Consider the following 25,266-nt stretch of genomic DNA (forward strand, 5'->3'; position numbering starts at 1 on the left):
TGCTCGGCTGCCTGAGGACCCGTACCAGGAACGCCCCTGTGCCCACGGCCGGCTGAGCCGATGGGTGCCGACCGCACATACGCGTACGGCGCCGCCGCCGGCGTCCTCGGTGATCTGCTCCTCGGCGATCCCCGCCGTGGGCACCCGGTCGCCGCGTTCGGCCGCGCGGCCACGGCCGTGGAAGGCGCGTTGTGGCACGACCACCGCGGCTGGGGCGCCGTACACACCGCCGTATGCGCCGGTGGCGCCGTCGCGCTCGGGGCGCTGGCCGCACGCGCCGTACGCCCCTCCCGTACCGCCTCCGTCGCGCTGACGGCCGCCGCCACCTGGGCGGTCGTCGGCGGCACCTCGCTCGCCCGCGAGGCCGACGCGATCGGGCGCGCCCTGGCGGCGGGCGACGTCGAGACCGCCCGCGCCCGGCTGCCCCACCTGTGCGGCCGGGACCCGCAGGCGCTGGACGCCGACGGAATGGCCCGGGCCGTGGTCGAGTCGGTCGCCGAGAACACCTCCGACGCCGTGGTGGGCGCCCTGGTGTGGGGCGCCGTGGCCGGGGTGCCGGGGCTGCTCGGGTTCCGGGCCGTCAACACCCTGGACGCGATGGTGGGTCACAAGTCGCCCCGCCACCGCCGCTACGGCTGGGCCTCCGCCCGCCTCGACGACGTGGCCGGCTGGCCGGGCGCCCGGCTCACCGCCGTACTCGCCACCGTCGCCGGACCCGACCCGCGCGGCGCCCTGCGCGCCTGGAAGGCCGACGCCCGCAAGCACCCGAGCCCCAACGCCGGCCCCGTGGAAGCCGCCTTCGCGGGCGCCCTCGGCGTCCGGCTGGGCGGGACGCTCTCCTACGGCGGCCGGGTCGAACACCGGCCGGTGCTCAACGGCGGCACCGGACGCCCGGTCCGGGTCACCGACATCGACCGGGCGGTACGGCTCTCCCGCCGCGTCGGCCTGCTCGCCCTCGGCACCACGCTCGCCGCGCGCGCACTCCTGAAAGGACGTGGGAAGTGAACGGTGGCCTCCTCGTGGCCGGCACCACCTCGGACGCCGGCAAGAGCGTCGTGACGGCCGGGATCTGCCGGTGGCTGGTCCGCCAGGGCGTGAAGGTGGCGCCGTTCAAGGCGCAGAACATGTCCCTGAACTCCTTCGTGACCCGGGAGGGCGCGGAGATCGGCCGCGCCCAGGCCATGCAGGCCCAGGCCTGCCGGATCGAGCCGACCGCGCTGATGAACCCGGTGCTGCTCAAGCCCGGCGGCGAGCAGAGCAGCCAGGTCGTGCTGCTCGGCAAGCCGGTGGGCGAGCTGAGCGCGCGCGGCTACCACGGCGGGCGCCAGCGGCGGCTGCTGGGCACCGTACTGGACTGCCTGGCCGAGCTGCGGGGCACGTATGACGCGGTGATCTGCGAAGGGGCGGGCAGCCCGGCCGAGATCAACCTGCGGCGCACCGACATCGTCAACATGGGCATCGCGCGCGGCGCGCGGCTGCCGGTGCTGGTGGTGGGCGACATCGACCGCGGGGGCGTCTTCGCGTCCTTCTTCGGCACGGTCGCCCTGCTCTCGCCCGAGGACCAGGAGCTGGTCGCCGGGTTCCTGGTGAACAAGTTCCGCGGCGACGTCGGCCTGCTGGAACCGGGCCTGGACATGCTGCACGGCCTCACCGGGCGGCGGACCTACGGCGTGCTGCCCTTCCGGCACGGGCTCGGCATCGACGAGGAGGACGGACTGCGCGTCTCCCTGCGGGGCACCGTACGGGAGTCCACGGTCGCTCCCCCGGTCGGCGAGGACGTGCTCCGGGTCGCCGTGTGCGCGATCCCGCTGATGTCCAACTTCACCGACGTGGACGCGCTGGCCGCCGAACCGGGCGTCGTCGTACGGTTCGTGGACCGGCCGGAGGAACTGGCCGACGCCGACCTCGTGGTGATCCCGGGCACCCGCGGCACCGTACGGGCGCTGCAGTGGCTGCGGGAACGCGGACTGGCGGACGCCCTCGTCCGCCGGGCCGCCGAACACCGCCCCGTCCTCGGCATCTGCGGCGGCTTCCAGATCCTCGGCGAGCACATCGAGGACGAGGTCGAAAGCCGCCAGGGACACGTCGACGGGCTCGGCATCCTGCCCGTGCGCGTGCGCTTCGCCCGCGAGAAGACCCTCACCCGGCCCAGCGGCCAGGCCCTCGGCGAACACGTCGACGGCTACGAGATCCACCACGGCGTGGCCACGGTCGAGGGCGGCGAACCCTTCCTGGACGGCTGCCGCGCCGGCCAGACCTGGGGCACCCACTGGCACGGCTCCCTGGAGTCGGACGGCTTCCGGCGGGCCTTCCTGCGCGAGGTGGCCGCCGCCGCGGGCCGCCGCTTCGTACCCGCGCCGGACACCTCTTTCGCCGCGCTGCGCGAGGAGCAGCTCGACCGGCTCGGCGACCTGATCGAACAGCACGCGGACACGGACGCGCTGTGGCGGCTCATCGAGTCCGGCGCGCCGCAAGGACTGCCTTTCATCCCACCGGGAGCGCCCGCATGAGCACAGTGTTGTTGTTGTCGACCGCCGACACGGATCTGCTGGCGGCCCGGGCCTCGGGCGCCGGCTACCGCATCGGCAACCCCACCCGGGTCGACGTCACCGAGGAACTGCCCGCCCTGATCGACGGCGCGGACCTGGCCGTCGTACGGCTGCTCGGCGGCAAGCGGGCCTGGGAGGACGGGCTGGCCGCGCTGAAGGCGTCCGGCATCCCGACCGTGCTGCTGGGCGGCGAGGCCGTACCGGACGCCGAGCTGATGGCCGAGTCCTCGGTGCCCGCCGGTGTCGTCGCCGAGGCGCTGAAGTACCTGGTCGAGGGCGGCCCCGCCAACCTGGCGGAGCTGTCCCGGTTCCTGTCCGACACCGTGCTGCTGACCGGCGAGGGCTTCGAGGAGCCGCACCGCATGCCCGAGTTCGGCGTGCACGGCGCCCACGAGATCCGGGAGGGCCGCCCGACCGTGGGCGTGCTGTTCTACCGGGCGCACGAACTGAGCGGCAACACCGCCTTCGTGGACACCCTGTGCCAGGCGATCGAGGCGGCCGGCGCCAACGCCCTTCCCGTGTACTGCGGTTCGCTGCGCGGCGCGGACCCCGCGCTGTACGAGCTGCTGGGACGGGCCGACGCGCTCGTCGCCACCGTCCTCGCGGCCGGCGGCACCCACGCCTCCCAGGCCTCCGCCGGCGGCGACGAGGAAGCCTGGGACATCGGCGCGCTCGCCGACCTGGACGTCCCCGTGCTGCAAGGGCTCTGCCTCACCTCCTCGCGCGCCGCGTGGGAGGAGTCCGACGCCGCCCTGTCCCCCATGGACGCGGCGATGCAGGTCGCGATCCCCGAGTTCGACGGCCGGCTGATCACCGTCCCCTTCTCCTTCAAGGAGCAGGGCCCCGACGACGTCCCGGTGTACGTCGCCGACCCCGAGCGGGCCGCCCGGGTCGCCGGGATCGCCGTCCGGCACGCCCGGCTGAAGCACAAGCCGAACGCCGAGAAGAAGGTCGCCCTCGTCTTCACCGCCTACCCGACCAAGCACTCCCGGGTCGGCAACGCCGTCGGCCTGGACACGCCCGCCTCGGCCGTCCGGGTGCTCGACGCGCTCCGCGACGCGGGCTACTCGCTGACCGAATACCCGGACGGCGGCGACGAGTTGATCCACCGGCTCATCGAGGCCGGCGGCCACGACGTGGAGTGGCTGACCGAGGAGCAGCTGGCCGCCGCGCCCGCACGGGTGCCGCTGGCCGACTACCGGGCCTGGTTCGAGAAGCTCGACCCTCGGCTGCGGGACGCGATGACCGAGGCGTGGGGCGAACCGCCGGGCAGCCTCTACGTGGACGGCGACGACATCGTGCTGGCCTCCCTCCAGTACGGCAACGTCGTCGTCATGATCCAGCCGCCGCGCGGCTTCGGCGAGAACCCGATCGCGATCTACCACGACCCCGACATGCCGCCCTCCCACCACTACATGGCGGCCTACCGCTGGCTGGAGAACAGCTTCGGCGCCGACGCGATCGTGCACATGGGCAAGCACGGCACCATGGAGTGGCTGCCGGGCAAGGGCCTCGGGCTCTCGCGCGGCTGCGCCCCGGACGCGGTCCTCGGCGAACTGCCGCTGATCTACCCGTTCATCGTCAACGATCCCGGCGAGGGCACCCAGGCCAAGCGGCGCGGGCACGCCACCGTGGTCGACCACCTGGTGCCGCCGATGGCCCGCGCCGACACCTACGGCGACCTCGCCAAGCTGGAACAGCTCCTCGATGAGTACGCGCTGGTCAGCGACCTGGACCCGGCGAAGGCCCCGGCCGTGCGCGCGCAGATCTGGACGCTGGTCAAGGCGGCGGAGCTGCACCACGACCTGCACGTGGACGAGCAGCCGGACGACGACGAGTTCGACGAGTTCGTCATGCACATCGACGGCTACCTGTGCGAGATCAAGGACGTGCAGATCCGCGACGGCCTGCACATCCTGGGCGGCGGCCCGGTCGGCGAGCCCCGCGTCAACCTCGTCCTCGCGGTGCTGCGCGCCTCACAGGTGTGGGGCGGCCAGGCCAACGCCCTGCCCGGTCTGCGGGCCACGCTGGCGGCCCACTTCGGGCTGGTGGAGAAGGAGCTGCTGGCCGAGCCGGGCGCCCCGGTGAAGGTCCCGGTGGAGCTGACGGACCTGGTGGAGGGGCCGGCCCGGTCCGCCGCCGACGCCATCGACCTGCTGGAGCAGCTGTGCCGGCGGATCGCGGAGGGCATGGAGGCCCGGGCGTGGGACCGTACGGTGGTCCCGGCCGTCCTGCGGGGCGTGCTCGGCGCCGAACTGCCCGACGCGGTCGCGGTGCTGGAGTTCGCCTGCGACGAGGTCGTGCCGCGGCTGGCGCGCACCACCGACGAGATCGGGCACATCCTGCGGGCCCTGAACGGCGGTTACGTCCCGGCGGGTCCGTCCGGCTCCCCGACCCGTGGCCTGGTGAACGTCCTGCCGACGGGCCGCAACTTCTACTCCGTCGACCCCAAGGCCATCCCGTCCCGGCTGAGCTGGGAGGTCGGGCAGTCGCTGGCGGACTCGCTGGTGCAGCGGTACCTGACCGACACCGGGGAGTACCCGAAGTCCGTGGGCCTCACCGTGTGGGGCACCTCCGCGATGCGCACCCAGGGTGACGACATCGCCGAGATCCTGGCCCTGCTGGGCTGCCGCCCGGTGTGGGACGAGGCCTCGCGCCGGGTGACCGGCTTCGAGGTGATCCCCCTGGCCGAACTGGGGCGGCCCCGCATCGACGTCACGGTCCGCATCTCCGGGTTTTTCCGGGACGCGTTCCCGCATGTGGTCGGGCTGATCGACGACGCGGTCCGGGCGGTGGCGGAGCTGGACGAGCCGGCCGAGTCCAACTACGTGCGGGCGCACGTGGAGGAGGACGCGGCCGAACACGGCGACCGCCGGCGCGCCACGGCCCGCATCTTCGGCTCCAAGCCGGGTGCCTACGGCGCGGGCCTGCTGCCGCTGATCGACGCGCGGAACTGGCGCAGCGACGCGGACCTGGCCGAGGTGTACGCCGTCTGGGGCGGCTACGCCTACGGGCGCGGGCTCGACGGGCGGGCGGCACGCGGGGACATGGAGACGGCGTTCCGGCGGATCGCGGTGGCGGCGAAGAACGTCGACACGAGAGAACACGACATCGCGGATGCCGACGACTACTTCCAGTACCACGGCGGCATGGTCGCCATGGTCCGGCACCTGACGGGCGCCAACCCCGAGGCGTACGTGGGCGATTCGGCGACGCCGGACCAGGTGAAGACCCGCACGCTGGGCGAGGAGACGCACCGGGTGTTCCGGGCCCGCGTGGTCAACCCGCGCTGGATGGCGGCCATGCGCCGGCACGGGTACAAGGGCGCCTTCGAGATGGCGGCGACCGTGGACTACCTGTTCGGCTACGACGCCACGGCGGGCGTGGTGGACGACTGGATGTACGAGAAGCTGAGCGCGGAGTACGTCTTCGACCCGGAGAACCGGGAGTTCATGAAGCGCTCGAACCCGTGGGCGCTGCGGGGCGTCACCGAGCGTCTGCTGGAGGCTGCGGACCGGGGGCTGTGGGCGGAGCCGGACGCGGACACGCTCGAGCGGCTGCGCGCCACGTACCTGGAGCTGGAAGGCGACTTGGAGGGCGACCAGTGACAACCCCCTTCCCGTTTACGGCCGTTGTCGGCCAGGACGACCTGCGGCTCGCGCTGCTGCTGAACGCCGTGTCGCCGGCGGTCGGCGGTGTGCTGGTGCGCGGCGAGAAAGGCACCGCCAAGTCGACGGCTGTGCGCGCCTTGTCAGCGCTGTTGCCTGCGGTCGCCGTCGTCCCCGGGTGCCGTTTCTCCTGTGACCCGGCCTCCCCGGACCCTCAGTGCCCGGACGGGCCGCACGAGGCCGGTGGCGGGACCGAGCGGGCCGCACGGATGGTCGAGTTGCCCGTCGGTGCCTCGGAGGACCGGCTGGTCGGGGCGCTGGACATCGAGCGGGCGCTCGCGGAGGGCGTGAAGGCTTTCGAGCCCGGTCTGCTGGCCGACGCCCATCGGGGCATCCTCTACGTCGACGAGGTCAACCTTCTCCACGACCACCTGGTCGACCTGCTGCTGGACGCGGCGGCGATGGGTGCCTCGTACGTCGAGCGCGAAGGCGTCTCCGTGCGGCACGCCGCGAAGTTCCTGCTCGTCGGGACCATGAACCCGGAGGAGGGCGAGCTGCGGCCGCAGCTGCTCGACCGGTTCGGGCTCACCGTGGAGGTCGCCGCCTCGCGGGAGCCGGACCAGCGGGTGGAGGTCGTGCGGCGGCGCCTCGCCTACGACGACGATCCCGCCGGGTTCGCCGCGAAGTGGGCGCAGGAAGAGGCCGCCGTGCGGCAGCGGATCGTCGCCGCGCGGGAGTTGCTGCCGCAGGTGCGGCTCGGTGACGCGGCGCTGCGGCAGATCGCGGCGACCTGTGCCGCGTTCGAGGTGGACGGCATGCGCGCCGACATCGTGATGGCGCGGACGGCGACCGCGCTGGCCGCGTGGGCCGGGCGGACGGACGTACTCGCCGAGGATGTGCGGCAGGCGGCGCTGCTCGCGCTGCCGCACCGGCGGCGGCGCAACCCGTTCGACGCGCCGGGCCTGGACGAGGACAAGCTGGACGAGACGCTGGAGCAGTACTCCGGGGACGACGGTGACGGCGGCGACGACGAGCCGGACCCCGATGGTCCCGGCGGCGGTGGGCAGCCGGCGCCGGACAGCGGTCCGCAGGGCGACGGTGGTGAGGCCGCGCGGCCGGAGGCCGGTGAGGGCGGCCAGCCGCAGGCGTCCGGCGCGGGCGAGCAGTCGGCCGCACGGGCCACCGAGCCCTTCCGCACCAAGGTGCTGAGCGTCCCCGGGATCGGCGAGGGTGCCGCCGGGCGGCGCTCGCGGGCGCGTACCGAGCACGGGCGCACCACCGGGGCGCGCCGGCCGCAGGGGACGCTGACCAAGCTGCACCTGGCCGCGACCGTGCAGGCGGCGGCCCCGCATCAGCGGGCGCGGGGGCGGTCCGGGCCGGGGCTGGTCGTGCGCCGGGACGATCTGCGGCAGGCGACCCGCGAAGGGCGTGAGGGAAACCTCGTCCTGTTCGTCGTGGACGCCTCCGGTTCGATGGCCGCGCGGCAGCGGATGAGTGCCGTGAAGGGTGCCGTGCTGTCGCTGCTGCTGGACGCCTACCAGCGGCGGGACAAGGTGGGGCTGGTGACCTTCCGGGGCACCTCGGCGGAGGTCGCGCTGCCGCCCACCTCGTCCGTGGACGCCGCCGCCGCGCGGCTGGAGACGCTGCCGACCGGTGGCCGTACGCCGCTGGCCGCCGGGCTGCTGAAGGCGCACGAGGTGCTGCGCGTGGAGCGGCTGCGGGATCCGGCGCGGCGTCCGCTGGTGGTCGTGGTGACCGACGGGCGGGCCACGGGTGGTCCGGAGCCGGTGGCGCTCGCCGGGCGCGCGGCACGGCTGTTCGCCGCCGAGCAGGTCGCCTCGGTGGTCGTGGACTGTGAGTCGGGGCCGGTGCGGCTCGGGCTCGCCGGGCAGCTGGCCGGTGAGCTGGGCGGTACGGCGGTGACGCTGGACGAGCTGCGGGCGGACTCGATCGCCGGGCTGGTGAAGGGTATTCAGGGCAGGAGGGCCGCGTAGTGCCGCAGGGACAGCCGAGTGTCGTACCGGACGACGGGCTGACGACACGTCAGCGGCGGAACCGTCCGCTGGTCGTCGTGCACACGGGCGTCGGCAAGGGCAAGTCCACCGCCGCGTTCGGGCTCGCGCTGCGCGCCTGGAACCAGGGGTGGCCCATCGGGGTGTTCCAGTTCGTCAAGTCGGCGAAGTGGAAGGTCGGCGAGGAGAACGCGCTGCGGGTGCTCGGTGCCTCCGGTGAGGGCGGCACGGTCGCCTGGCACAAGATGGGCGAGGGCTGGTCGTGGGTCCAGCGGGACGCTCAGATGGACAACGAGGAGAAGGCCCGCGAGGGCTGGGAGCAGGTCAAGCGGGACCTGGCCGCCGAGACGTACCGGCTGTACGTGCTGGACGAGTTCGCGTACCCGATGCACTGGGGGTGGGTGGACACCGGTGAGGTGATCGAGGTGCTGCGGAACCGGCCCGGTACCCAGCATGTGGTGATCACCGGGCGGAACGCGCCGCCGGAGCTGGTGGACTTCGCCGATCTGGTCACCGACATGTCCAAGGTGAAGCACCCCATGGACGTGGGGCAGAAGGGCCAGAAGGGCATCGAGTGGTGACATCGTCGGTGCCCCGGCTGGTCGTCGCCGCGCCCTCCTCGGGCAGCGGCAAGACCACCGTGGCCACGGGGCTGATGGCCGCGTTCGCCGCGCGGGGGCTCGCCGTGTCCCCGCACAAGGTCGGGCCGGACTACATCGACCCGGGCTACCACGCCCTGGCGACCGGGCGTACGGGGCGCAACCTGGACGCGTACCTGTGCGGGCCGGAGCTGATCGCTCCGCTGTTCCTGCACGGGGCGCGGGGGTGCGACCTGGCCGTGGTCGAGGGCGTGATGGGGCTGTACGACGGGGCGGCCGGGCAGGGCGAGCTGGCGTCGACCGCGCAGGTGGCGAAGCTGTTGCGGGCGCCGGTGGTGCTGGTGGTCGACGCGTCCTCGCAGTCGCGGTCGGTGGCGGCGCTGGTGCACGGGTTCGCCTCCTGGGATCCTCGGGTGCGTCTCGGGGGCGTGATCCTGAACAAGGTCGGGTCCGACCGGCACGAGGAGCTGCTCAGGGAGGCGCTGGAGTCGTCCGGGGTGCCTGTGCTGGGGGTGCTGCGGCGGGTTCCGCAGGTGGACACGCCGTCGCGGCATCTGGGGCTGGTGCCGGTCGCGGAGCGTCGGGCCGAGGCGCTGGAAGCGGTCGCGGCGATGGCCGCGCAGGTCGAGCGAGGGTGCGATCTCGACGCTCTGTCGCGGCTGGCGAGCGGTGCGGGATCGCTGCCGGACGCTGTCTGGGAACCGCCCGTCGGCTCGGCGGGAAAGCGTGCGGTGGTCGCCGTGGCCGGCGGGCCCGCGTTCACCTTCTCCTACGCCGAGCACACCGAGCTGCTCACCGCGGCCGGAGCCGAGGTCGTCACCTTCGACCCCCTTCGGGACGAGCGACTGCCCGAGGGCACGACGGGGTTGGTCATCGGCGGAGGTTTCCCCGAGGTGTACGCCGCCGAGCTGTCCGCCAACGCACCCCTGCGCGAGGCCGTCGCCCGACTGGCCCGCTCCGGCGCCCCCGTGGCCGCCGAGTGCGCCGGACTGCTCTACTTGTGCCGCGAGTTGGACGGCAGGCCGATGTGCGGGGTGCTGGACGCCACCGCGCGGATGAGCGAGCGGCTGACGCTGGGCTACCGGGACGCCGTGGCCGTCGGTGACAGCGCGCTGGCGGTGGCCGGGACGCGGATGCGGGGGCACGAGTTCCACCGCACGGTCGTGGAGCCGGGCGCGGGTGCCGCTCCGGCCTGGGGGATCACGGCCCCGGTGCGGCGGGTCGAAGGTTTCGTGCAGCGGGGCGTGCACGCGAGTTATCTGCACACGCACTGGGCGTCCGAGCCCGGTGTCGCCCGTCGGTTCGTGGAGAGGTGCCGGACGTCATGAGCAGCAGGCTGGTCGGAGTCGGGGTCGGTCCCGGTGATCCGGAGCTGGTGACCGTCAAGGGGGTCAACGCCCTGCGGGCGGCCGATGTCGTCGTGGTGCCCGTCATGGACACCGGCGAGCGGGGGCGGGCCGAGGCGACGGTGGCGCACTACGTGCCCGCGGAGAAGATCGTGCGGGTGGTGTTCGCGCTGAACGAGCGGACCGACCGGGCGCGCCGGGAGGCGGCCTGGGACGCGGCCGGGCGGCGGGTCGCCGGGCTGCTTCAGGCGCACGCGTGCGTCGCGTTCGCCACCATCGGTGACCCGAACGTGTACTCGACGTTCACCTATCTGGCGCAGACCCTGGTGGAGCTGGTGCCCGGTGTGGTCGTGGAGACGGTGCCGGGGATCACCGCGATGCAGGATCTCGCGGCGCGGTCGGGGGCGGTGCTCACGGAGGGCACCGAGCCGCTGACCCTGGTGCCGGTGACGGCCGGGGCGGCCGTGCTGAAGGAGGCGCTGGCCGGGCCGGGCACGGTGGTGGCGTACAAGTTCGGGCGGCAGGCCGCCGAGGTCGCCGAGGCGCTGCGGGAGACCGGGCGGCTCGCGGACGCGGTGTGGGGGTCGGCGCTGGGGCTGCCGGAGGAGTCGGTGCGGCCGGCCGCCGAGCTGGACGGGGCGCCGCTGCCGTACCTGTCGACGCTGATCGCGCCGCCGCGGCGGGACGGCGGCCGGGGCGGGAAGCTGTGAGACCGTCCCCGTCATCCGGTGACGCCCACCACCAGCCAGATGAACGCGACGCCCGCGACCGTGCACAGCAGGGTGGAGCGGGCGGGGTGGGCGTGGTGGGCCTCGGGGAGGATCTCGGCAGCGGCGAGGTAGAGCAGGGCGCCGCCGAACAGGGCGAGATAGCCGCCGAGGACGTCCTCGGGGATGGTGAGGAACGCGGACGCGGCGGCTCCGGCGACGGGTGCGACGGCGTCGGCGAAGAGCATGGCGAGGGCCTTGCGGCGGGCGTTGCCGTACAGGCGGGTGAGGGTGAAGGTGTTGAAGCCGTCCGCGAAGTCGTGGGCGATGACGGCGAGCGCGACCGCGGTGCCCATGCCGCCGCCGACCTGGAAGGACGCGCCGATCGCCACGCCGTCCATCAGGCTGTGCCCCACCATGGCGGCCGCCGCGGTCAGGCCCACCTCGGGACTGCGGTGACGGTGCTCGGCCGTCTCCTGCCCGGCCGCCCCGTGCCGGGCCGCCGCGGGATCGTCCGCCCCGTGCCGGGCTGCCCCGTGCTGGTCCGCCGCGTGTTCGACCGCTCCGTGCGCGGCGCGGCGGGCCGCCAGCAGGCGTTCCACCAGATGGGCGAGGAGGAAGCCGGCCACGAACAGCAGCAGCGCGGCCGGGACGCCGTGGATCTCGGTGTCCGCCGCCCGCAGGGCCTCGGGCAGCAGGTCCAGGCCGACCACGCCGAGCATCAGCCCGCCGGCCAGGCCCAGCACCAGATGGCGGCGGTCGGTCACGCGCTGTGCCGTCCAGCCGCCGGCCAGCGTCATCAGGAACGCGCCGAGCGCGACGAAGACCGCCATACGCCCTTGCTATCGGATCCACCCGTGTTCCCGCACGTCCGACGGCAGCCACCGCAGTACTCGTAGGACTCGTAGGAGAGGACGAATTTCCATGGCCGATGCCACCACCGGCAAGGTGACCTTCGTCGGTGCCGGCCCCGGCGCCGCCGACCTGCTGACGTTCCGGGCCGCACGGGCCATCGCCGAGGCCGACGTCGTGATCTGGGCCGCGAGCCTGGTCCAGGCGGAGGTCCTCGACCACGCGCGCGAGGGGGCCGAGATCCTGGACTCGGCGGCCATGTCGCTGGAGGACGTCGTCGCGGTGTACCGACGTGCGTTCGAGGAGGGGCTGAACGTCGCCCGGATCCACTCCGGCGACCCGGCGCTGTGGGGCGGCACGCAGGAGCAGCTGGACCGCTGCCGGGAGATCGGCATCACGACCGAGGTCGTGCCGGGCGTGTCGTCGTTCTCCGCGGTGGCCGCGCTGGCGCAGCGGGAGCTGACCATCCCGGAGGTCGCGCAGTCCGTGGTGCTGACCCGGCTGGGCGGCGGCAAGACGCCGATGCCGCCCGGCGAGGAGGTGCGCGAGTTCGCCCGGCACGGGACCACCATGGCCGTGTTCCTGTCGGCGGCGCGCAGCGGGCAGCTGGTGCGGGAGCTGCTGGAGGGCGGCTACCCCACGTCCACGCCGGTGGTGGTCGCCTATCAGGCGACCTGGCCGGAGGAGCTGGTCGTGAAGTGCACGATCGGCACGCTGGAGGAGACGGTCAAGGAGCACAAGCTCTGGAAGCACACGCTGTTCCTGGTCGGCCCGGCGCTGGACGCGCACGGCACCCGCTCGCACCTGTACCACCCGGGGCACTTCCACGGCTACCGCAAGGCCGACCCCGAGGCGCGGCGGGCGCTGCGGGAGCAGAGGGCGAAGAGTTGATCACGGTCGTCGGTACGGGCACCGGGGCGCCGGCCGGCCCGGACCTGCTCGCCGGGGCCGCGCTGGTGGTCGGCGGGCGGCGGCACCTGGACGCCGTACGGCTGCCCGACGGGGCGGAGCGGGTCGTGCTCGGACCGCTGGCGCCCGCGCTGGACACCATCGCGGAGTACGTCGGCAAGGAGCTGCCGGTGGTGGTGCTGGCCTCCGGGGACCCGGGGTTCTTCGGGATCGTGCGGGCGCTGGCGGAGCGGTTCGGCACCGGGCTGCTGGACGTGCGGCCGGGGGTGTCCTCGGTGGCGACGGCGTTCGCCCGGATCGGGCTGCCCTGGGACGACGCGGTCGTGGTGAGCGCGCACGGCCGCGAGCTGCGCACGGCGGTGAACGTGTGCCGGGCGCGGCCGAAGGTGGCGGTGCTGACCGGTCCGGGGGCCGGTCCGGCCGAGCTGGGGGCGGCGCTGCCCGGGGACCGGGTGCTGGTGGTGGCGAGCGCCCTCGGCGATCCGGAGCGCGAGCGCGTGGAGCGGGTGACGGCGGCCGAGGCGGCGGCCCGGGACTGGGGTGCGGCGGTGAGCGTGGTGCTGTGCCTGGACGAGGAGCGGGCGCTCGGTGCGGTGCGGACGGTCGCGGGGGTGCCCGGGGCGCCGGAGCGGTGGGCGCTCGAGGAGGACGCGTTCGCGCACCGGGACTCGATGATCACCAAGTTCGAGGTGCGGGCGCTGGCCCTGGCCCGGCTGGGGCCGCGCCTGGGCGACCTGGTGTGGGACGTGGGGGCCGGGTCGGGGTCGGTCGCGGTGGAGTGCGCGCGGCTCGGCGCGGCCGTCGTCGCCGTGGAGAAGGCGGCCGACGGGGTCGGGCGGATCCGGGCCAACGCGCGGGCCCACGGGGTGGCCGTGGAGGTGGTGCACGGTGCGGCGCCGGCCGCCCTGGCGGGGCTGTCGGACGATCCGGACGCGGTGTTCGTCGGCGGCGGGGGCCGGGAGCTGCCGGCCGTGGTCGCCGCGTGCGCGCGGCGGGCGCGGCGGACGGTCGTCGTGGCGATGGCGGCGCTGGACCGGGTGCCGGCGGCGCGCGCGGCGCTGACGGAGGCCGGGTTCGCCTGCGACGGGGTGCTGTTGCAGTCGTCGCGGCTTACGCCGCTGCCGGGGGATGTGACCCGGCTGGCGGCCACCAATCCGGTGTTTTTGCTGTGGGGTGTGAGAACCCCGGTGTCTAGTGAAGGAGTTGCCCAGTGATCGGCCTGATTTCCGCCACCGCGGCGGGGGCGGCGGCGCGGGACCGGCTGGCCGCGGCCTGGCCGGAGCGCACGCGGGTGTACGAGGGTCCCGTCAAGGAGGCGGTGCGGGCCGCGTTCGCCGAGTGCGAGCAGCTGGTGTGCTTCCTGGCGACGGGCGCGGTGGTACGGCTGCTGGCGCCGCTGTTGGGTGACAAGGCGGCCGATCCGGGTGTGGTGTGTGTGGACGAGGGCGGCCGGTTCGCGGTGTCGCTGCTCGGCGGGCACGGCGGCGGCGCCAATGAACTGGCCCGCGAGGTGGGCGCCTTGCTGGGCGCGGAGCCGGTGGTGACGACCGCGACGGACGCGGTGGGGCTGCCGGGTCTGGACACGCTGGGGCTGCCGTACGAGGGTGCGGTGGCGGCGGTGTCCCGGGCGCTGCTGGACGGGGAGCCGGTCGCGCTGGCGGCGGAGGTGCCCTGGCCGCTGCCGCCGCTGCCGGTCGCGGACGAGGGGGCGTACACGATCCGGGTCACCGACCGGGACGCCGTACCGGGTGAGCGGGAGGTGCTGCTGCGTCCGCCGTCGCTGGTGGTCGGGGTCGGGGCGTCCAAGGGTGCCCCGGCCGAGGAGGTCCTCGGCCTGATCGAGGGGGCGCTGCGGGAGGCGGGGCTGACGGCGCGGTCGGTCGGCCGGCTGGCCACCGTGGACGCCAAGGCCGGGGAGCCGGGCATCGTGGCCGCCGCCGAGCGGCTCGGGGTGCCCCTGGTGACGTACTCCGCCGAGGAGCTCGCGGGTGTGGCGGTGCCGAATCCGTCCGCCGCCCCGCTGGCCGCGGTCGGTACGCCGTCGGTCGCCGAGGCCGCCGCCCTGCTGGGCGGCGGTGAACTGCTGGTGCCGAAGCGGAAGTCGGTGATGGCGACGTGTGCGGTGGTCCGGCGGCCGGCGCGCGGACGGCTCGCGGTGGTCGGGCTCGGGCCGGGCGCCCGGGACCTGCTCACCCCGCGTGCGGCGGCCGAGCTGCGGCGGGCCTCGGTGGTGGTGGGGCTGGACCAGTACGTGGACCAGATCCGTGATCTGCTGCGGCCGGGGACCCGGGTGCTTCAGTCCGGTCTCGGCGCGGAGGAGGAGCGGGCGCGCACGGCGGTCGCCCAGGCCCGCGCGGGGCACGCGGTGGCGCTGATCGGCAGCGGGGACGCGGGGGTGTACGCCATGGCGTCCCCGGCGCTCGCGGAGGCGTCGGACGACATCGACGTGGTCGGGGTGCCCGGGGTGACGGCGGCGCTGGCCGCCGGGGCGATCCTGGGGGCGCCGCTGGGCCACGACCATGTATCGATCAGCCTGTCCGACCTGCACACGCCGTGGGAGGTCATCGAGCGGCGGGTGCGGGCGGCGGCCGAGGCGGACCTGGTCGTCACCTTCTACAACCCGCGCTCCCGGGGCCGGGACTGGCAGCTGCCCAAGGCGCTGGCGATCCTCGCCGGGCACCGGGAGCCGGGGACGCCGGTCGGTGTCGTGCGCAACGCGTCCCGGCCGGACGAGTCGAGCCGGGTCACCACGCTGGCCGCGCTGGATCCGGCGAGCGTCGACATGATGACGGTCGTCACCGTCGGCAACACGGCCACCCGGATCATCGCGGGGCGCATGGTGACCCCGCGCGGCTACCGCTGGCAGGCATCGCGGGAGGAGCCGAAGTGAACCGCGTCGTCCACCCGATCGAGCAGGAGTCCTACCGGCGGCTGCGCTCCCGCCTGGACACCTCGCACTTCCCGCCGCTGACCCGGGCGGTGGTGGAGCGGGTCATCCATTCCGCCGCCGATCTCGAGTACGCGACCGATCTCGTCATGGACGAGGGCGAGTTGGTGACGGCGCACGCCGCGCTGCACGCCGGGGCGCCGGTGGTCGTGGACGTGGAGATGGTGGCCGCCGGGATCACCCGGCGGGAGACCGTCTGCCGGCTCAGGGACGCCGTGGCCGGGCCGGGGCTGACCCGTTCGGCGCACGCGATCCGGCTCGCGTACGAGCAGGTCGGTCCCGGTGCCCTCTGGGTGATCGGCAACGCGCCGACCGCGCTGGAGGAACTGCTGACCCTGGACGCCGGCCCGGCCCTGGTCATCGGCCTGCCGGTCGGTTTCGTCGGCGCGGTCGAGTCCAAGGCCGCGCTGCGGGAGAGCGGACTGCCCGCGGTGAGCAACGTGTCCGAGAAGGGCGGGTCGGCGGTCGCGTCCGCCGCGCTCAACGCCCTGCTGTACCACCCCGTTTCACACTCCGAGGAGACCTCGTGACCACCCCGCCCGCCCTGCTCATCGCCGGACACGGCACCCGTGACGACGCCGGTGCCGAGGCGTTCCGCGACTTCGTCCGGGAACTGGGGCGCCGCCACCCCGATCTGCCCGTCGCGGGCGGCTTCATCGAACTGTCCCCGCCGCCGCTCGGGGAGGCCGTCGCCGAACTGGTCGAGCGGGGGGTGCGCCGGTTCGCCGCGGTGCCGCTGATGCTGGTGTCCGCCGGGCACGCCAAGGGCGACATCCCGGCCGCGCTGGCCCGCGAGAAGGAGCGGCACCCGGGCATCTCGTACACCTACGGCCGCCCGCTGGGCCCGCACCCGGCGCTGCTGAGCGTGCTGGAGCGGCGGCTGGACGAGGTGCTGGGCGGCGCGGACCGCGCGGAGGTGACCGTGCTGCTGGTCGGGCGGGGTTCCACCGACCCCGACGCCAACGCCGAGGTGTTCAAGGCGGCGCGGCTGCTGTGGGAGGGCCGCGGGTACGCCGGGGTGGAGACGGCGTTCGTGTCGCTGGCGGCGCCGGACGTGCCGAGCGGGCTGGAGCGGTGCGCCGCGCTGGGCGCGCGGCGGATCGTGGTCCTGCCGTACTTCCTCTTCACCGGCATCCTGCCGGACCGGGTGCGGCAGCAGACGCAGGACTGGGCGGCGGCGCATCCGGAGCTGGACGTGCGGTCGGCCGATGTCATCGGGCCCGAGCCGGAGCTGCTGGACCTGGTGATGGAGCGGTACGAGGAGGCCGTCAAGGGCGATCTGCGGATGAACTGCGACTCGTGCGTGTACCGGATCGCGCTGCCGGGCTTCGAGGACAAGGTGGGGCTGCCGCAGCAGCCGCACTTCCACCCGGACGACGACGGCCACCACCACGGGCACGGGCACGGGCACCACCACGGGGGCCACTCGCACAGCCATGCGCACTGAGCCGGGCGGCGCCCCGGAGCACGACCTGCGGCACCACGGGGACGCCGAAGTCCGGGACGACGGGGCCGGATTGGTCGACCTCGCCGTCAACGTCCGGGCGGACACGCCCCCGCGGTGGCTGCGGGAGGAGATCGCCGCTTCGCTGTCGTCCCTCGCGGCCTACCCGGACGGGCGGGCCGCGCGGGCGGCGGTGGCCGCGCGGCACGGGCTGCCGGTGGAGCGGGTGCTGCTGACGGCGGGGGCCGCGGAGGCGTTCGTACTGCTGGCCCGCGCGCTGAAGGTGCGCCGGCCGGTGGTGGTGCACCCGCAGTTCACGGAGCCGGAGGCGGCGCTGCGGGACGCCGGGCACAGCGTGGACCGGGTGCTGCTGCGGGAGCGGGACGGGTTCCGGCTGGACCCGTCGGCCGTCCCGGAGGACGCCGACCTGGTGGTGATCGGCAACCCCACCAACCCGACGTCGGTGCTGCACCCGGCGGAGACGGTCGCCCGCCTCGCCCGCCCCGGCCGCACGCTGGTGGTGGACGAGGCGTTCATGGACGCGGTACCGGGTGAGCGGGAGGCCCTGGCCGGCCGCACGGACGTCCCCGGGCTCGTCGTGCTGCGCAGCCTGACCAAGACCTGGGGCCTGGCCGGCCTGCGCATCGGCTACGTGCTCGCCGCCCCGGAGACCATCACCGAACTGGAACGGGCCCAGCCCCTGTGGCCGGTCTCCACGCCCGCGCTGGCCGCGGCCCGGGCGTGCGTGACACCCCGGGCCCTGGCCGAGGCGGGCCACGCGGCCCACCGCATCGCCGGCGACCGGGCCCACCTGGTGACCGGCCTGACCGCGCTCGCCGCCCATGGAGTACGGGTGGTGCGGCCGGCTGACGGCCCCTTCGTCCTGGTACACGTCCCGGACGCGGCCACGGTCCGCCACCGCCTGCGCGACCTCGGCTACGCGGTCCGCCGGGGCGACACCTTCCCGGGCCTGGACCAGAACTGGATCCGCCTGGCGGTCCGCGACCGCACGACGGCGAACGGTTTCCTGAAGGCGCTGTCGGCCGTGCTGGGCTGACCGCCGGTCACCCGGACGGGCGGGGCCTCCCGAACGACTACGAGGCCCCGCCCCGCGAAGCCGCTCCCTGACCGGGGGCGGCCCACCGGGCGGGGCGCGACGCGGGGGCCGTCGGACGTCCCGGGGAACGGCCGGGCCGCCCGAGCCGTCAGTGCTTCCTGCGCCGGGCCAGGGTCAGTGCTCCCCCGCCCGCCAGCAGCAGGGCGAGGGCGCCGCCCGCGATGTACGGGGTTGCCGAGTTGCCGCCGGTCTCGGCGAGGTTGGCCTCGGACGGGGCGCCCTGGGGGTGGGTGTCGGTGGCCGGGGTGTGGCCGGGGGGCGGGGGCGTCGGGGACTCGCAGGTGGCCTCGGCCAGGGTGAGCGTGCCCTCGACCTCGGCGACGCCCAGCTTCAAGGGGTTGACGGAGACCTTGAGGGCGAGGGCGGTCGCGGCGGCCGTGCGGGTCGTCGTGGTGTGCCGGGACACATCGAGGCGGACCTCGCCGACGCCGGGCACCTTCACCTCGACGGGGCCGCCGGCGGTCAGGGTGACGCGCTGGCCGAGGACGGTGACGGTGCCGAGGACGTTCGCGGCGGCGGTGGGGGCCTTCCCGACCGCGCAGGTGGCCTTCGCGGTAACCGCGTCGGCCTCGATCAGGGACAGCAGGGACAGCCCGGGGACGTGCAGCCGGGCGTGGGCGATCCGGACCGAGCCCTCGGCGCGCCGGGCGGTGGCCGTGGCCTTCGACTCGGCGACGTCCGCGCCGAGCACGGTGAACGGTTTGCCGCCGTCGACGCCGTCGAGCCGGACGGACAGCGCCGTCCGGTCGGCGCTCCGCGGTGCCTGGACCTCGTTGAAGGAGACCGCGAGCGGGACGTTCACGGTCCTGTTCAGCAGGGACACGTCGAGCGCGGTGCGCAGCACGGCGGCGGAGGCGCGGCCGTGGCCGGTGGTCGCGTGTGCGGTGCCCGCGCCCAGGACCACGGGTGCCGCGGTGAGGACGGCGGCCGCCGCGAGGGCGGCCGGACGGCGTGCGGGCATGCGGAAGTTGTTGCTGTTCAAGGCGGTGGGACCCCCAGAGGAAACGTGCTTGGGACCCGTCAACCTTGTCCCCGGTGTGGGTGAACGGTCAGCGAAGCAGCACTACTTCACCCGAACGTGCATATTCCGCACGGTGATTCGAATCGGGGGTGCGTCTACCCGACGACCCGCCCGTTCAGCACCACCCGGCGCGGCGCCGCCAGCACCCGTACGTCGGCCCGGGGATCGGCCTCGTACACCACCAGGTCGGCGGGGGCGCCCTCCTGAAGTCCGGGCCGGCCGAGCCAGGCGCGGGCACCCCAGGTCGTCGCCGACAGGGCGGCGAGGGGCGGGATGCCGGCGGCGACCAGCTCGGCGACCTCCTCGGCCACCAGGCCGTGGGCCAGCGAGCCGCCGGCGTCCGTGCCGACGTAGACCGGGATGCCGGCGTCGTAGGCGCCGCGCACGGTGTCGTAGCGCCGCTCGTGCAGCCGGCGCATATGGGCGGACCAGCGGGGGAACTTCTTCTCGCCGCCCTCGGCGAGCTTCGGGAAGGTGGCGATGTTGACGAGGGTGGGCACGATGGCGACGCCCCGCTCGGCGAACAGCGGGATCAGGTCCTCGCTGAGCCCGGTCGCGTGCTCGACGCAGTCGATGCCCGCCTCGACCAGGTCGCGCAGCGAGCTCTCCGCGAAGCAGTGCGCGGTGACCCGGGCGCCGAGCCGGTGGGCCTCGGCGATGGCCGCTTCCACCGCCTCGCGGGGCCAGCAGGGGGCGAGGTCGCCGAGGTCGCGGTCGATCCAGTCGCCGACCAGCTTGACCCAGCCGTCGCCGCGCCGGGCCTCCTGGGCGACGTAGGCGACGAGGTCGTCCGGTTCGATCTCCCAGGCGTAGTTGCGGATGTAGCGGCGGGTGCGGGCGATGTGCCGGCCCGCCCGGATGATCTTCGGCAGATCGGCGCGGTCGTCGATCCAGCGGGTGTCGGAGGGCGAGCCGGCGTCCCGCACCAGCAGGGTGCCCGCGTCCCGGTCGGTGAGCGCCTGCTTCTCGGCGGTCTCGGCGTCGACCGGGCCGTGCGCGTCCAGGCCCACATGGCAGTGCGCGTCGACCAGGCCGGGCAGGGCCCAGCCGGTGACGGTCGTGACGTCCCGGGCGCCCGCGGGGCGGTCGTAGGAGATCCGGCCCCCGACCACCCACAGCTCGTCGCGGACGTCGTCCGGGCCGGCCAGGACCCGCCCCTTCACGTGCAGCACGGCGCCATCGCTCATGCACCGCACCCTAACGGCCTACGGCTCTCACTTCCCCACCTGGTCGGAGGTCTCCTCCTCCACCTGCGCCATCGCGGGGTCCAGCAGCCGGGACAGGAAGTGCCGGGTGCGTTCGTGGCTCGGGGCGCCGATGACCTGCTCGGGGCTGCCGTCCTCGACGATCACTCCGCCGTCCATGAAGACGACCCGGTCGGCGACCTCGCGGGCGAAGGTCATCTCGTGGGTGACGACCATCATCGTCATGCCCTCCCGGGCGAGCATGCGCATCACGGCGAGGACATCGCCGACCAGCTCGGGGTCGAGCGCGGAGGTCGGCTCGTCGAAGAGCATCACCTCGGGGCCCATGGCGAGCGCGCGGGCGATGGCGACGCGCTGCTGCTGGCCGCCGGAGAGGGAGGACGGATAGGCGTCCGCCTTCTCGGCGAGGCCGACCCGGGCGAGGTTCTCGGCGGCGATCCGCGCGGCGGTCGCCTTGTCCCGCCCGAGGACCCGGCGCTGGGGCAGCGTGAGGTTCTCGGTGACGCTCAGGTGCGGGAAGAGGTTGAACTGCTGGAAGACCATGCCGATACGGCGGCGTACGGCGTCGATGTCGACGTCCGGGTCGGTGACCTCGGTGCCGCCGACGAAGACCTGGCCCTTGGTGGGCTCCTCCAGCAGGTTCACACAGCGCAGCAGCGTCGACTTGCCGGACCCGGAGGGGCCGATGACACAGACGACCTCGCCCTGGCGGATCTCCAGGTCGATGCCGCGCAGCACCTCGTTGTCGCCGAAGGACTTGTGCAGCCCTCGGACTTCGATCTCCGGGCGGCTCACCGGATCGCCTCCTGGGCCTTGTTCTCCATACGGCGGACGACGAAGCTGAGCGGGATGGTGACCAGCAGGTAGCACAGGCCCGCGACCAGGATCGGCGTGGAGTTGGCGGTCGTACTGGCCAGGTCCCGGCCGAACTTGGACAGTTCGCGTTCCTCCAGGGTGACGCCGAGGAACAGCACCAGCGAGGAGTCCTTGAACAGCAGGACGAGTTCGTTGGTCAGCGGCGGCAGGATGATCCGGAACGCCTGCGGGACGATGATCGAGATCATGGCCTTCGCCGGCGAGAAGCCGAGCGAACGGGCCGCCTCCATCTGTCCCTTGGGCACGGCCTGGATGCCGGCGCGGATGGTCTCGGCCATGTAGGCGGCGGAGACCAGGCCGAGCGCGAGGGCGACCTTGCCGTAGGTGCCGCCGGGGATCTCCGTGCCGGGGAAGGCGAGGGGCACGGCCACGCCGACGAAGATGAAGATCAGCAGGGCGGGCAGGCCGCGGAAGATCTCGATGTAGATGCCCGCGAGCCAGCGGTAGGGGCCCACGGAGGACAGCCGCATCAGCGCGATGACCATGCCGAGGACCAGCCCGACCACGAAGCCGGACAGCGTGTACAGCACGGTGTTCTTCAGCGCCAGCGTGATGACGTCCGGGAACATCTGCCGCGCGATGTCGGCCTGGGCGAACTGGTTGCGCAGCCGGCCCCAGTCGGCCGTGACAGCGAAGGCGATCACGGCGGCGGCGAAGACGACGTACTGGACGCCCCGCGACAGGGTGCGCTTCTGCCGCCGGGTCAGTCCCTTCTTCTTCGGCTGGAGGGGTGTGTCCGTGTCGGTCATGAGGCGGCGGGGGACGCGACGGAGGCGTCGTACGGGCCGATCCACTTCTCGTAGATCTTCTTGTAGGTGCCGTCGGCCTTGGCCTGCTTGAGCGCCTTATTGATGGCGTCGCGCAACGCCGTGTTGCCCTTCTTGACGGTGAAGCCGTACTGCTCGCCGGTCTTGAGGTTGTCGACGACCTTGAACTTGTCCGCGTTGGCCTTGTCCTTCAGCCAGCCCTGGACCACCGGGTAGTCGATGACGACGGCCTTGACCTGGCCGGTGCGCAGGCCGTTGAGGACCGCGTCGGAGGACTCGAAGGAGATCGGGTCGTAGCCCTTCTCCTTGACGTAGTCCTCGCCGGTGGTCTGCGCCTGGGCGCCGAGCTTCTTGCCCTTGGCCTTGACGTCGGCGAGCGAGGTGATCCCGCTGTCCTTGGCGACGAGGACGGCCTGGGTGGCCTCGAAGTACGGGTCGGAGAAGTCGACGTTCTTCTTGCGCTCGTCGGTGATGGTCATGCCGGCGGCGGCCAGGTCGCACTCCCCGGAGTTCAGGAAGGCGCCGGTCTTGAAGTTCTCGAAGGGGGTGTCGAGGATCTTCTGCTCGACGCCGAGGTCCTTGGCGACGAGGTCGATCAGGGCGACGTCGAAGCCCTGCACCTTGCCGTCGATCTCCGACTGGAACGGCGGGTACGGAAGGTGGGTGCAGGTGGTGAGCCGGCCCGCCTTGGCCAGGTGGACGCCCTTGACGGTGGTCTTGCCGCTCCCCCCGTCGTCCGAGGAGCAGCCGGCCACGAGCGCGAGCCCGGCCGTCACGGTGATGGCTGCCAGAGCGCGGGTCCGGCGTCCGAGGAGCGTTGTCATGGGGGGAATCTCCCGGTAGGGAACGTTGGGTTCCGATTATAAGGAAAAGTTTGACCCTCTCAAATCAAACCCATGGTAACGGGGCCCTTGCACCTAAGATCGAGGGAATCGACTTCCACTTGAAGAGAGAGCACGCCGTGAGCCACCCCTTCCTCGATCTGCCCCCGCTGAGTGCCGAGCGCTTCGCCGCCATCGAGGACGGCGTGGCCCGGCTGCTGGATACCCGGCAGGACGTCCTGATCACCCAGGGCGAGGCGCTGCTGCCGCTGGAGGGCGCGATCCGCGCGGCGGCCGGGCCGGGCACGGTGGCCCTGAACGTGATCACCGGTCCGTACGGCCAGACCTTCGGCGACTGGCTGCGGGACGCCGGCGCCACCGTGCACGACCTGTCCGTCCCCTTCCACACGACGGTGACCGCGGAGCGGATCCGGGAGGCGTTCGCCGAGCACCCGGAGATCGACTTCGTGTCGCTGGTGCACGCGGAGGCGGCGACCGGCAACACCAACCCGGTCGCGGAGATCGGCGAGGCGGTACGGGAGCAGGGTGCCCTCTTCTATCTGGACGCGGTGGCCTCCGTGGGCGCGGAGCCGGTGCTGCCGGACGCCTGGGGCGTGGACCTGTGCGTGATCGGAGCGCAGAAGGCGATGGGCGGCCCGGCGGGGGTGTCGGCGATCTCGGTGAGCGAGCGGGCGTGGGCCCGGATGGCCGCCAACCCCGGCGCCCCGCGCCGTTCCTACCTGTCCCTGCTGGACTGGAAGGAGCGCTGGACCGACGCCGGCCGCAAGGCGCTGCCGCACGCGCCGGCCCAGCTGGAGATGCTGGCGCTCCAGGCGTGTCTGGAGCGGATCGAGTCGGAGGGGCTGGGGACGGTGATGGCCCGGCACCGGAGCGCGGCGCGGGCCACGCGGGCCGGCGCGGTGGCGCTGGGCGGGGGCCTTCAGCCGTATGTGCGCGAGGAGCGGGACGCGGCGCCGGTCGCGACGACGCTGCGGGTGCCGTCCGGCGTGGTGGCGTCGCAGGTGGTGGAGCGGGCCCTGCGGAGCGATCCGGCGCTGCCACTGGCGGCCGGTGGCGGGGCGCTGGCCCAGGAGATGATCCGGGTCAACCACTACGGCCGGGACGCGACGCCGGGCGCGGTGCAGGGCTCCCTCGCGGCACTGGGCGCGGCACTCGCGGAGCAGGGTCTGACGGTCGATCCGGCCGCCGCCCGCCGGGCCGCGGAGGACGCCTGGCACTGAGACCCGTTCGCCGTTCCCGGGAGCCGCGCTCCCGGGAACTTTTTTATGCCCGGACGTTATCGAAACTCACTCCATTTCATTTTCACAATTCCCGCCGATTCGCCGGACGATAGCTTCCCATCATCTTCTGCCCGCTTTTTGCAAAGCTAAACGAGCGAGTTTTCCGGCGGATCTCCCTGGCATTTCGGGCTGTGACACACTCCACAGTCGGGGAGCTTTGTACCGATTTTCCTGGGTGCAATACGGACATACTTCACAGCCTCCGAGGAGACTCCGCACCGGCTCCCGTGCATTTTCTAATTCACCTCGCTAAATTCGTGCCGCATGACCGCCGCACCAGCAGACCTGCTCATCGAAAGTCCGGCGACCAGCGACGGAGCCGCGCTCTGGCGCATCGCCAAGGAATCGAAAACCCTCGATCTGAACTCCTCCTACAGCTATCTGCTGTGGTGCCGGGACTTCGCCGGCACCTCGGTGGTGGCCCGTGGTGCGGACGGGGAACCGGTCGGCTTCGTCACCGGTTACCTGCGGCCCGGCCGCCCCCGCACCCTGCTCGTCTGGCAGGTGGCCGTCGACGCCGCCCACCGGGGCTGCGGCATCGCCGCCAGGCTGCTGGACGGGCTGACCGGGCGTCTCGTCGCCGAGCGCGGCATCACCGAGGTGGAGACCACCATCACCCCCGGCAACACCGCCTCCGAGCGTCTGTTCACCTCGTTCGCCGAGCGGCACGGCGCACGGCTCAGCCGCGAGGTGCTGTTCCCCGCCGGCCTGTTCCCGGGCGGCTCGCACGACCCCGAAGTCCTCTACCGCATCGGCCCGCTGACCGAGTCCACCGCCCTCTGAGGAGCGATTCACCGTGACCATCACCCAGCCCGACCTGAGCGTGTTCGAGACTCTCGAATCCGAGGTACGCAGCTACTGCCGCGGCTGGCCCACCGTCTTCGACCGGGCCCAGGGCAGCCGCATGTACGACGAGGACGGCCATGCCTACCTGGACTTCTTCGCCGGTGCCGGATCACTCAACTACGGCCACAACAACCCGGTACTGAAACGGGCGCTGCTCGACTATCTGGAACGGGACGGCGTCACGCACGGCCTGGACATGTCGACCACGGCCAAGCGGACCTTCCTGCGCACCTTCCAGGACCTGGTGCTGCGTCCGCGGGATCTGCCGTACAAGGTGATGTTCCCGGGGCCGACGGGCACCAACGCGGTGGAGTCCGCGCTGAAGCTGGCGCGGAAGGT

22 protein-coding genes are annotated in these 25,266 nt (G+C 73.6%); 16 read left to right on the forward strand and 6 right to left on the reverse strand.

Annotated elements, in window-relative coordinates:
* Positions 1-60: 60 nt before the first annotated feature.
* The 7 genes from IH25_RS0135075 to cobI are packed head-to-tail and all read left to right on the forward strand — an operon-like array spanning position 61 to position 10,824.
* Positions 61-1,005, forward strand: coding sequence for a cobalamin biosynthesis protein (locus IH25_RS0135075; RefSeq protein ID WP_030620425.1), 945 nt, complete (start codon positions 61-63; stop codon positions 1,003-1,005).
* On the forward strand, positions 1,002-2,510 hold the full coding sequence (locus IH25_RS0135080) for a cobyric acid synthase (protein ID WP_030620428.1): 1,509 nt from the start codon (positions 1,002-1,004) through the stop codon (positions 2,508-2,510). The genes IH25_RS0135075 and IH25_RS0135080 overlap by 4 nt, the downstream gene beginning before the upstream one ends.
* A complete protein-coding gene (gene cobN / locus IH25_RS0135085; protein ID WP_030620431.1) occupies positions 2,507-6,157 on the forward strand; it encodes a cobaltochelatase subunit CobN in 3,651 nt (1,216 codons plus the stop codon). Before IH25_RS0135080 ends, cobN begins: the two co-directional genes overlap by 4 nt.
* Positions 6,154-8,151, forward strand: a complete 1,998-nt coding sequence (locus IH25_RS0135090; RefSeq protein ID WP_030620433.1) for a putative cobaltochelatase — start codon at positions 6,154-6,156, stop codon at positions 8,149-8,151. Before cobN ends, IH25_RS0135090 begins: the two co-directional genes overlap by 4 nt.
* Entirely contained in the window at positions 8,151-8,750 is a 600-nt protein-coding gene (gene cobO, locus IH25_RS0135095) for a cob(I)yrinic acid a,c-diamide adenosyltransferase (RefSeq protein WP_030620436.1), read from the forward strand. The genes IH25_RS0135090 and cobO overlap by 1 nt, the downstream gene beginning before the upstream one ends.
* Positions 8,747-10,096 carry a cobyrinate a,c-diamide synthase gene (locus IH25_RS0135100; RefSeq protein ID WP_037656245.1) on the forward strand — a complete coding sequence of 450 codons (1,350 nt, stop codon included), beginning with the start codon at positions 8,747-8,749 and terminating at the stop codon, positions 10,094-10,096. The genes cobO and IH25_RS0135100 overlap by 4 nt, the downstream gene beginning before the upstream one ends.
* On the forward strand, positions 10,093-10,824 hold the full coding sequence (gene cobI / locus IH25_RS0135105; RefSeq protein WP_030620442.1) for a precorrin-2 C(20)-methyltransferase: 732 nt from the start codon (positions 10,093-10,095) through the stop codon (positions 10,822-10,824). Before IH25_RS0135100 ends, cobI begins: the two co-directional genes overlap by 4 nt.
* An 11-nt stretch (positions 10,825-10,835) precedes the next feature.
* On the opposite strand, the gene IH25_RS0135110 is transcribed toward cobI, so the two are convergent.
* Positions 10,836-11,654 (reverse strand): ZIP family metal transporter, encoded by an 819-nt coding sequence (locus tag IH25_RS0135110; RefSeq protein WP_030620445.1) that lies wholly within the window; start codon positions 11,652-11,654, stop codon positions 10,836-10,838.
* Positions 11,655-11,745: 91 nt separating this feature from the next.
* On the opposite strand from IH25_RS0135110, the gene cobM reads away from it, so the two are divergent.
* Genes cobM through cobC form a run of 6 tightly spaced genes read left to right on the forward strand, consistent with a single transcriptional unit; the run spans position 11,746 to position 18,030 of the window.
* Complete coding sequence (cobM, locus tag IH25_RS0135115) at positions 11,746-12,564, forward strand: precorrin-4 C(11)-methyltransferase (protein WP_030620448.1); 819 nt, start codon at positions 11,746-11,748, stop codon at positions 12,562-12,564.
* A complete protein-coding gene (locus IH25_RS0135120; protein WP_030620452.1) occupies positions 12,561-13,796 on the forward strand; it encodes a bifunctional cobalt-precorrin-7 (C(5))-methyltransferase/cobalt-precorrin-6B (C(15))-methyltransferase in 1,236 nt (411 codons plus the stop codon). The genes cobM and IH25_RS0135120 overlap by 4 nt, the downstream gene beginning before the upstream one ends.
* On the forward strand, positions 13,793-15,472 hold the full coding sequence (gene cobJ / locus IH25_RS0135125; protein WP_030620456.1) for a precorrin-3B C(17)-methyltransferase: 1,680 nt from the start codon (positions 13,793-13,795) through the stop codon (positions 15,470-15,472). Before IH25_RS0135120 ends, cobJ begins: the two co-directional genes overlap by 4 nt.
* Positions 15,469-16,059, forward strand: coding sequence for a precorrin-8X methylmutase (locus IH25_RS0135130; RefSeq protein ID WP_030620459.1), 591 nt, complete (start codon positions 15,469-15,471; stop codon positions 16,057-16,059). Before cobJ ends, IH25_RS0135130 begins: the two co-directional genes overlap by 4 nt.
* Positions 16,056-16,976: a sirohydrochlorin chelatase gene (locus IH25_RS0135135; RefSeq protein ID WP_030620461.1), complete on the forward strand. Its 921-nt coding sequence runs from the start codon at positions 16,056-16,058 to the stop codon at positions 16,974-16,976. Before IH25_RS0135130 ends, IH25_RS0135135 begins: the two co-directional genes overlap by 4 nt.
* Positions 16,966-18,030 carry an Rv2231c family pyridoxal phosphate-dependent protein CobC gene (gene cobC, locus IH25_RS0135140; RefSeq protein ID WP_030620464.1) on the forward strand — a complete coding sequence of 355 codons (1,065 nt, stop codon included), beginning with the start codon at positions 16,966-16,968 and terminating at the stop codon, positions 18,028-18,030. The genes IH25_RS0135135 and cobC overlap by 11 nt, the downstream gene beginning before the upstream one ends.
* Before the next feature lie 148 nt (positions 18,031-18,178).
* Here the strand turns inward: cobC and IH25_RS0135145 are convergent, their stop codons facing one another.
* The 5 genes from IH25_RS0135145 to IH25_RS0135165 form a co-directional block, all read right to left on the reverse strand.
* Positions 18,179-19,072, reverse strand: coding sequence for an SCO1860 family LAETG-anchored protein (locus IH25_RS0135145; protein WP_030620467.1), 894 nt, complete (start codon positions 19,070-19,072; stop codon positions 18,179-18,181).
* Between the two features lie 134 nt (positions 19,073-19,206).
* Positions 19,207-20,298 carry an amidohydrolase family protein gene (locus IH25_RS0135150; RefSeq protein WP_030620471.1) on the reverse strand — a complete coding sequence of 364 codons (1,092 nt, stop codon included), beginning with the start codon at positions 20,296-20,298 and terminating at the stop codon, positions 19,207-19,209.
* Between the two features lie 27 nt (positions 20,299-20,325).
* Positions 20,326-21,111, reverse strand: coding sequence for an amino acid ABC transporter ATP-binding protein (locus IH25_RS0135155; RefSeq protein ID WP_030620474.1), 786 nt, complete (start codon positions 21,109-21,111; stop codon positions 20,326-20,328).
* Positions 21,108-21,941, reverse strand: coding sequence for an amino acid ABC transporter permease (locus IH25_RS0135160; RefSeq protein ID WP_030620477.1), 834 nt, complete (start codon positions 21,939-21,941; stop codon positions 21,108-21,110). The genes IH25_RS0135155 and IH25_RS0135160 overlap by 4 nt, the downstream gene beginning before the upstream one ends.
* Positions 21,938-22,783 (reverse strand): basic amino acid ABC transporter substrate-binding protein, encoded by an 846-nt coding sequence (locus IH25_RS0135165; RefSeq protein WP_030620480.1) that lies wholly within the window; start codon positions 22,781-22,783, stop codon positions 21,938-21,940. The genes IH25_RS0135160 and IH25_RS0135165 overlap by 4 nt, the downstream gene beginning before the upstream one ends.
* A 137-nt stretch (positions 22,784-22,920) precedes the next feature.
* Here IH25_RS0135165 and IH25_RS0135170 point away from each other — a divergent pair, with 137 nt between their 5' ends.
* The 3 genes from IH25_RS0135170 to IH25_RS0135180 all read left to right on the forward strand — a co-directional run.
* A complete protein-coding gene (locus IH25_RS0135170) occupies positions 22,921-24,021 on the forward strand; it encodes a pyridoxal-phosphate-dependent aminotransferase family protein (protein ID WP_030620483.1) in 1,101 nt (366 codons plus the stop codon).
* A 324-nt stretch (positions 24,022-24,345) separates the two neighbouring features.
* Positions 24,346-24,864: a diaminobutyrate acetyltransferase gene (ectA, locus tag IH25_RS0135175; protein ID WP_030620485.1), complete on the forward strand. Its 519-nt coding sequence runs from the start codon at positions 24,346-24,348 to the stop codon at positions 24,862-24,864.
* A gap of 13 nt (positions 24,865-24,877) precedes the next feature.
* A partial coding sequence (locus IH25_RS0135180) for an aminotransferase class III-fold pyridoxal phosphate-dependent enzyme (RefSeq protein ID WP_030620488.1) occupies positions 24,878-25,266 on the forward strand: 389 nt, incomplete at its 3' end.

It is taken from the genome of Streptomyces achromogenes subsp. achromogenes, assembly GCF_000720835.1.
Lineage (GTDB): Bacteria > Actinomycetota > Actinomycetes > Streptomycetales > Streptomycetaceae > Streptomyces > Streptomyces achromogenes.